This window comes from Lactobacillus sp. (assembly GCF_051893255.1).
GTDB lineage: Bacteria > Bacillota > Bacilli > Lactobacillales > Lactobacillaceae > Lactobacillus.
Genome location: NZ_JBJFHB010000085.1, coordinates 70,755 through 77,374 on the forward strand (window position 1 = coordinate 70,755; position 6,620 = coordinate 77,374).

Here is a 6,620-nt window from a genome sequence, read left to right on the forward strand (position 1 = left end):
AAAAAATGCTAGAACTTTTTCACCAGAAATCAAGCAAACGCTTCCCAATTTTGTATTAATGATCAAAGATTGTATAATTAGAATCATCAAGCATGAGAAAGGAAACCAATATGCATTACTTATCAATCGCCGCTAAAAAGGAACTTTTTCCTTACCTGCCGGTGGCTTGGCCGACGGTCGAATTATCAGAGAAAATTGATCCAGCCGACCTCGCTGCCGTTGTCGTTGACCCCAATGACTCCCGGTCAAAAGGCCTCTACCAAACTTTCAAGGATACCCTTCAGCTGGACCTGCCGCTAATCGAATACAGAGGCCAAGACAGTGAAGAAATCGCTGACGCTGCCAGCCGCTATGAGGCAGCAACGGTACCGCCATTCCTCCTTGACCTGGTCAACTATGCCGACCAAGACGACCTGGTCTTTGATACGCCGGGCCACCACAACGGCCGCTTTTACGACCGCCACCCAGCCGGCAAGGTACTGCGGAACTTTTTCGGCGACAACTACTTTAGAGCCGACACCTCCGACTGCGTGACGGAGCTGGGCGACATGATGAACCACACGGGGTCACCGCTTGACGCTGAGCAGCAAGCAGCCCAAGCCTTTGGCGCTGACAAGGTCTACTTCTGCACCAACGGGACGACCAGCGCCAACACCATCTGTACCACTGCCCTGCTTGACGAAGGTGACCTGGTTCTTTTTGACCGCAACAACCACAAATCCATCTACAACTCTGCCCTGGTCATGACCGGCGCCAAGCCCGTTTACCTGCCAACTGATCGCAACGCCGACGGCTTGATTGGGCCTTTGACGGAAAAAGCCTTAGATGAAGACTACATCCGAAGCGAAATCGCCAAAGTAGATCCAGCAAAAGCCAAGGCTGACCGGCCCTTCCGCCTGGCCGTCTTGCAGCTGGAAACTTACGACGGGATTTTTTACGACGCTAAGCTCCTTTTAGAAAAATTGGGCAAGCTCTGCGACTACATCCTCTTTGACTGCGCCTGGGGCGGCTACGAGCAGTTTGTCGACGTCCTGCGGCCCCTGTCACCCCTCCAGCTGACCTACGGGCCAGATGATCCCGGCATCTTGATCACCCAGTCCGTCCACAAGCAGCAAGCCGGCGTGGGCCAGGCCTCCCAAATTTTGAAAAAGGACAGCCACCTCAAGGCGCAAAAGCGCTACGTCGACCACAAGCACTTCAACCACGCCTACATGAAGTACGTAACGACGTCTTACTCTTACCCGGTTTACGCTTCGATGGTGGCTAACGCCGCCATGGCTGCATCCCCTGCCGTGAACACTTGGTGGGATGACACAGTCAAGCTGGGCATCGAGTTTAGAAAAAAGCTTTTTAAAAACAGCAAGCTCTTTAAGCCGCTGGTGCCGCCAACTGTCCACGGACAAAAGTGGGCCGACGTCCCAACTGAGGAATTAGCCCACGATCCAGCCGCCTGGCTGCTGGACCCAAGTGATGCCTGGCACGGCTTTAACAAGATCGCCAAGGACGAAATCATGCTCAGCCCCGTCAAGGTAACCTTGATGACCCCAGGGATCGACCTGGAAAAGAGCAGCTTCACCGAAGAAGGATTGCCAGGCACCGTGGTTGAGCGCTACCTGCACGAAAAACACATCATCCCCGAAAAGTCAGACAGCTACTCCACCCTCTACTTGCTCACGCCAGGGGAAAGCGAAGTCGACATGAACGGGCTTTTTAACGCCTTGATGGACTTTGAAGAAGCATATTTGGCTAAAAAGCCGCTGGCTGCCATCATGCCAGAACTGGTGCAGGAATTCCCAGACCGGTACGAAGGATATACCCTCTACCAGCTCTGCCAGGAAATCCACCAGTTCTACCAAGAGGGGAAGATTTTTGACCTGCAAAAGGCCCTCTTCTTGAAGCCGACCTTCCAAAATTACCAGATGACGCCAAAAGAGGCCGACCGCCGCTTCGTCAAGGGCGACTCCGAACTGGTCGAGCTCAAAGACTTAGTTGGCCGCACTGCTTTAGAAGGGGCTTTGCCCTACCCGCCAGGCGTCTTCATCGTGGCTCCTGGGGAAAAGTGGCAGCAGATCGACATTGACTACTTCGACCTGCTGATGACCGCGGCGCAGACCTTCCCAGGCTTTGACCCGGAAATCCAAGGCGTCTACCAAAAGGGCGGCGGCGTTTATGCCGAAGTCATTCCGGAATAAGCTGAAACCAGACCTTAGATAAAACAATAAAGCAAAAGACCAAGTACTCAGTTAAGAGTTACTTGGTCTTTTTTAATTAAAAATTTTACTTGTCAAACAAGGTTGCCTTAACTGCGTTGGTTACGGCAATCTTGTCGTGGGCGTAAGTCAAGCCACCCTGCATGTAAACCGCGTATGGCGGACGAATTGGGCCATCGGCTGAGAATTCTACCGTGGAGCCAGAAACGAAGGTCCCGCCGGCCATGATGACTTCATCTTCATAGCCCCGCATGTGGCTTGGGATTGGCGTTACGAAGGAGTCAACTGGGGAGTTCTTTTGCACTTCTTGGCAGAACTTGATCATCTTTTCCTTGTCGTTAAAAGTGATCAGCTCAATTAAGTCAGTCCGCGGTGCATCCCATCTTGGGGAGACGTCAAAACCCAATTTTTCCATTAAGGCCGCTGAGTAGATCATCCCCTTGATGGCTTCCCCGGTCACGTTTGGTGCCAGGAAAAAGCCTTCAAAGAACTCGTGCAGGCTGTTTAAAGTTGGGCCTTCAGAATCGCTGATCCCTGGGGCAAAAAGGCGGCTAGCTGCCCGGTGCACCAGGTCCTTTCTGCCGACGATGTAGCCACCGGTTTGAGCGATCCCGCCACCGGCGTTCTTGATCAAAGAGCCCGCCATAAAGTCAGCGCCGTATTCGGTTGGCTCGTGCTTTTCAGAAAATTCACCGTAGCAGTTGTCGATGAAGATCAAGGACTTTGGACTCACTTCCTTGATAAAATCGATCATCTTGCGAATCTTGGCAACTGGAAAGCTTTCCCGGGTATCATAGCCGCGAGAGCGCTGAATAGCCACGATCTTTGGCTGGTCTCTTTCCAAGATTTCCTTGCCCTTGACAAAGTCAACGCTGCCGTCTTCTTTTAGCGGCACGTAGGAAAAATGAACGCCCTTTTCGATCAAGGTGCCGGCCTTGTCATCGGTCAAGCCGATGGCGTGCTGCAGGGTGTCATATGGCATCCCGGTTAAGTAAGTCAAGGTGTCGCCAGGAATCAGGTTCCCGTCTAAGGCGGTCATCAGGGTGTGGGTGCCGGAAACGAATTGTGGCCGCACCAGGGCGTCTTCAGTATGGAAGACTTGGGCGTAGACGGCTTCAAGCTTGTCGCGCCCTTCATCGTCGTCGCCATAGCCGTTGGTCCCCTTTAAGTCAGCTTCGGCAACGGCGTTGTCAACGAAGGCTTCCAGGACCTTGGCTTGGTTGTAAACGACTTGGTCATCGATTTCGCGCAGGCGGTCGGCGATCTGTTCGTCGACTTCCTGCACAACCTTGGCCAGTTCTTCAGGTAAATTGTTCATGATGAAAATACCTCTGTAAATGACTTTCAATAATTCAGCAGATTGCTGTGCTCTTTCTATCATAACAGTTTTTCTCTTTCCTGGCTTAATTCTCAAAGAAAAAAGATAGTCGCATCCTACCGTAGTGAAAAACGACTATCTTTTATTATCTTATAAGTTACGCTTCACTAGCTGCCTTTTCTGGCAAGACCAGGTTGAGAATGATCCCAAACAAAGTTGACAAGGCAATGCTGGTCAACTGGAAGTCGCCCATCTTCAAGTAGGTCCCGCCGATCCCGACCACCAAGATGACAGAGGCAATTACCAAGTTGCGCTTCTTTTCAAAGTCGATCTTGTTGTCAACCAGGATCCGCAAGCCGTTCGCCGCAATCATCCCAAAGAGCAGGAAGGAAATCCCGCCGATAACCGGACTTGGAATGGATTCAATGACCGCTGACACCTTGCCGATGAAGGAGAAGATAATGGCAAAAATCGCTGCCCCACCTAAAACGTAGATGCTGTGGACCTTGGTCATGGCCAAGACGCCGATGTTTTCACCATATGAGGTCGTTGGCGGACCACCCAAGAAGCCGGCGATGATGCTGGACAGACCATCACCAAGCAAGGTCTTGTGCAGACCTGGATCTTTAAAGAAGTTCCGCTTAGTCAACTTGTTTAAGACCATCACGTGGCCCATGTGCTCGGTCATGGTGACAAAGGCGATTGGGGCCATGGTGATAATGGCGGTTGGGTACCACTTGAAGCGGTAGCTGACACCTAACACGTCAAAGGCTGGCAAGGAGAACCATTTAGCTGCTTCAACGCCGGATAGGTCAACGATCCCGCAGGCTAAGGCCATCAAGTAGCCGCAGACGATCCCCAGCAAGACTGGGATCATGCTTGGGAAGCCTTTTAAGAACATGTTGAAGATGATGGTGATGATCAGGGTAAAAATGGCCACCCCGAAGTAAACCAGGCTGTACTTGCCCTTGCCATCAAACATGGCGTCGTTGGCGGCAGTCGTCGCTAAGGATAAGCCGATGACGATGATGATCGGCCCCACCACGATTGGCGGCAAGACCTTGTCCAGCCAGTCAGACCCAAAGCGGGAAATGAGCAAGGCGACAATGACGTAGACTAAACCAGCCGCAATGGCCCCCTGGCCCACAGCCGGGTAGCCGTAGGACTTCATCAGTGCCTGCATGGTGGCGATGAAGGCAAAAGATGAGCCTAAGTAAGCTGGAATTTTGGCCTTAGTGCAGAAGATGTAAACTAAAGTACCCACGCCTGAACAAAAGAGGGCGATGCTGGGCTTTAAGCCAACCAGGATTGGAACTAAGACAGTGGCCCCAAACATGGTAAACAGGTGCTGAATGGACAAGAGCAGCCAAGGGCCAAACTTTGGCTTGTCTTGGATGTCTAAGACAGCTTCCGGATTCCGGAATTCTTTGTTATCGGACACGATAACTTCCCCTTTCTATAACTGGAACCATTAAAAAAGCGCCCTATCCTGCATGAGGAAGGCGCCAGATTACGGGGCAAGTGCCCAAGCGATCCTTTTCAGCCTCACGGGACTAAATTTAAAGGTTCCTTAAACAATTTCTAGATTTTATCCTACCGATAATGTGAATTTTTGTCAAGGAAAGGCACCTAAAATCCGAACAAAAGAAAAAGCCCGCAAACTGCGGACTTTAATGTGTAGTAAGTTAGTACAAAGACAAGAATAAAATTTAAGGAGCAATAATTTTTTAACGTGCTGGAGTGACAAAGTATTCTGGCTTGCAGACCTTGGTCCAGTCAACGAAGATCTTCTTCATTAAGTAGCCAACTGCAAATGGCACAACCACCCAGACTACAACTAAGACAAAGACATTGTGGAAGCCAGCGTTGTAGGCAGCTAACGGTGAAACGGCACCGATCAGGCCGAAACCACCAGAAGCTGGGGTCCCTTGCATGCCCAGCATTGGCACGCTCAGGGTTGAGACAGCCGCAGTCAAGGCGATTGGAATCCCGATGACTGGGTATCTTAAGAAGTTAGGCATCATCATCTTGATGGCGCCAAGGAAGATGGCAACTTGAACACCTGGCTTGTCAACCTTGAGGGTTGCCCAGATGAGGAAGGCTGCGGCACTAGCCAAGCCAAAGCCGGCAGCGGCTGAACCCATGCCAGCCAGACCGATTGCGACAGAAATTGCGACAGTAGATAAAGGAGTGACAATGATGATCGCAAATGACATCGCGATTAAGATACACATTGGGTATGGAGCCAGCTTGGTGAAGGTGTTGATGACGTCACCGATCCCGGTAGTTACCAGGGATACGTAAGGCTTAGTCAGGCTGCCCAGGAAACCAACGCCGGTACCAGCTAAGATTGGGAAAAAGACAATCCCCAGTGAGCCAAAGCGGTTGCCCACCCACTTGATAAAGAGAACGGCAACGGCTGCAGTCAGCATAGTGTTGATCACGTCGCCCATGCCGGCCAGCTGGAAGGAAGTCGTGGTTACGCCCTTAACCGTGGTGGTAACCGCAGTGACGCAGCCAGAACCCAAGAAGGCTGCGCCGCCCACACAGGCAGCTTCGGTATAGCCAAGGTTAAATTGCTTAGCGGTTGAGAAACCGCACATTACTGCGAAAAAGTATTGGAAGACGGTCACAGTGTGCAAAAGAGCGGCCACAATCGCATTACTTTCCGCAAAAGGAGTCAAGAAAGTTGACAAAATCGCACTCGGCAAAAGTGACACGATAATGGCTGTTGCTGAACCATTAAGAACTTTCATAGTAAATGATCCAACTGTTTCTTTTGTTTGAGTTGTTTCAGACATAAAGTCTCCGCCTCCTAACGGTATAAAAACTAATATGATAACATTTCTCCAGGCTTTATGAAAAAGATTAAAAACTATTAAGTAATTTCTCATAAATCTGATGTTTAAAGTATAGATAAAGTTTTCACTATTTTCAACCACTTTTTTCAAGACTTTGCATATTTTTCTTTAACGAATGTTGGGCCCGCTTACACCAGATCCTTAGGGTTAATTTATTAGTTTTTGGTTAAATATGGTGACTTTTTTAATAAATTTGAAAGAAGTTGGATTTGTTAAAAAGAGCGAAAAACA

At 50.2% G+C, this 6,620-nt stretch carries 4 protein-coding genes; 1 reads left to right on the plus strand and 3 read right to left on the minus strand.

The window, feature by feature from the left end; genetic code table 11:
- The first annotated feature begins 110 nt into the window (after window positions 1-110).
- A complete protein-coding gene (locus ACI4WN_RS08275; RefSeq protein ID WP_439777774.1) occupies window positions 111-2,192 on the plus strand; it encodes a putative ornithine decarboxylase in 2,082 nt (693 codons plus the stop codon).
- 85 nt (window positions 2,193-2,277) lie between these two features.
- Here the strand turns inward: ACI4WN_RS08275 and ACI4WN_RS08280 are convergent, their stop codons facing one another.
- The 3 genes from ACI4WN_RS08280 to ACI4WN_RS08290 all read right to left on the minus strand — a co-directional run bounded on the left by ACI4WN_RS08280 (window position 2,278) and on the right by ACI4WN_RS08290 (window position 6,329).
- Window positions 2,278-3,528 carry an aminotransferase class I/II-fold pyridoxal phosphate-dependent enzyme gene (locus ACI4WN_RS08280; RefSeq protein ID WP_439777775.1) on the minus strand — a complete coding sequence of 417 codons (1,251 nt, stop codon included), beginning with the start codon at window positions 3,526-3,528 and terminating at the stop codon, window positions 2,278-2,280.
- A 157-nt stretch (window positions 3,529-3,685) separates the two neighbouring features.
- The gene (locus ACI4WN_RS08285; protein ID WP_439777776.1) at window positions 3,686-4,969 is read right to left on the minus strand and encodes a uracil-xanthine permease family protein; all 1,284 of its coding nucleotides are present in this window, start codon (window positions 4,967-4,969) and stop codon (window positions 3,686-3,688) included.
- Between the two features lie 286 nt (window positions 4,970-5,255).
- Window positions 5,256-6,329 (minus strand): PTS sugar transporter subunit IIC, encoded by a 1,074-nt coding sequence (locus tag ACI4WN_RS08290; RefSeq protein ID WP_439777777.1) that lies wholly within the window; start codon window positions 6,327-6,329, stop codon window positions 5,256-5,258.
- Window positions 6,330-6,620 lie beyond the last annotated feature (291 nt).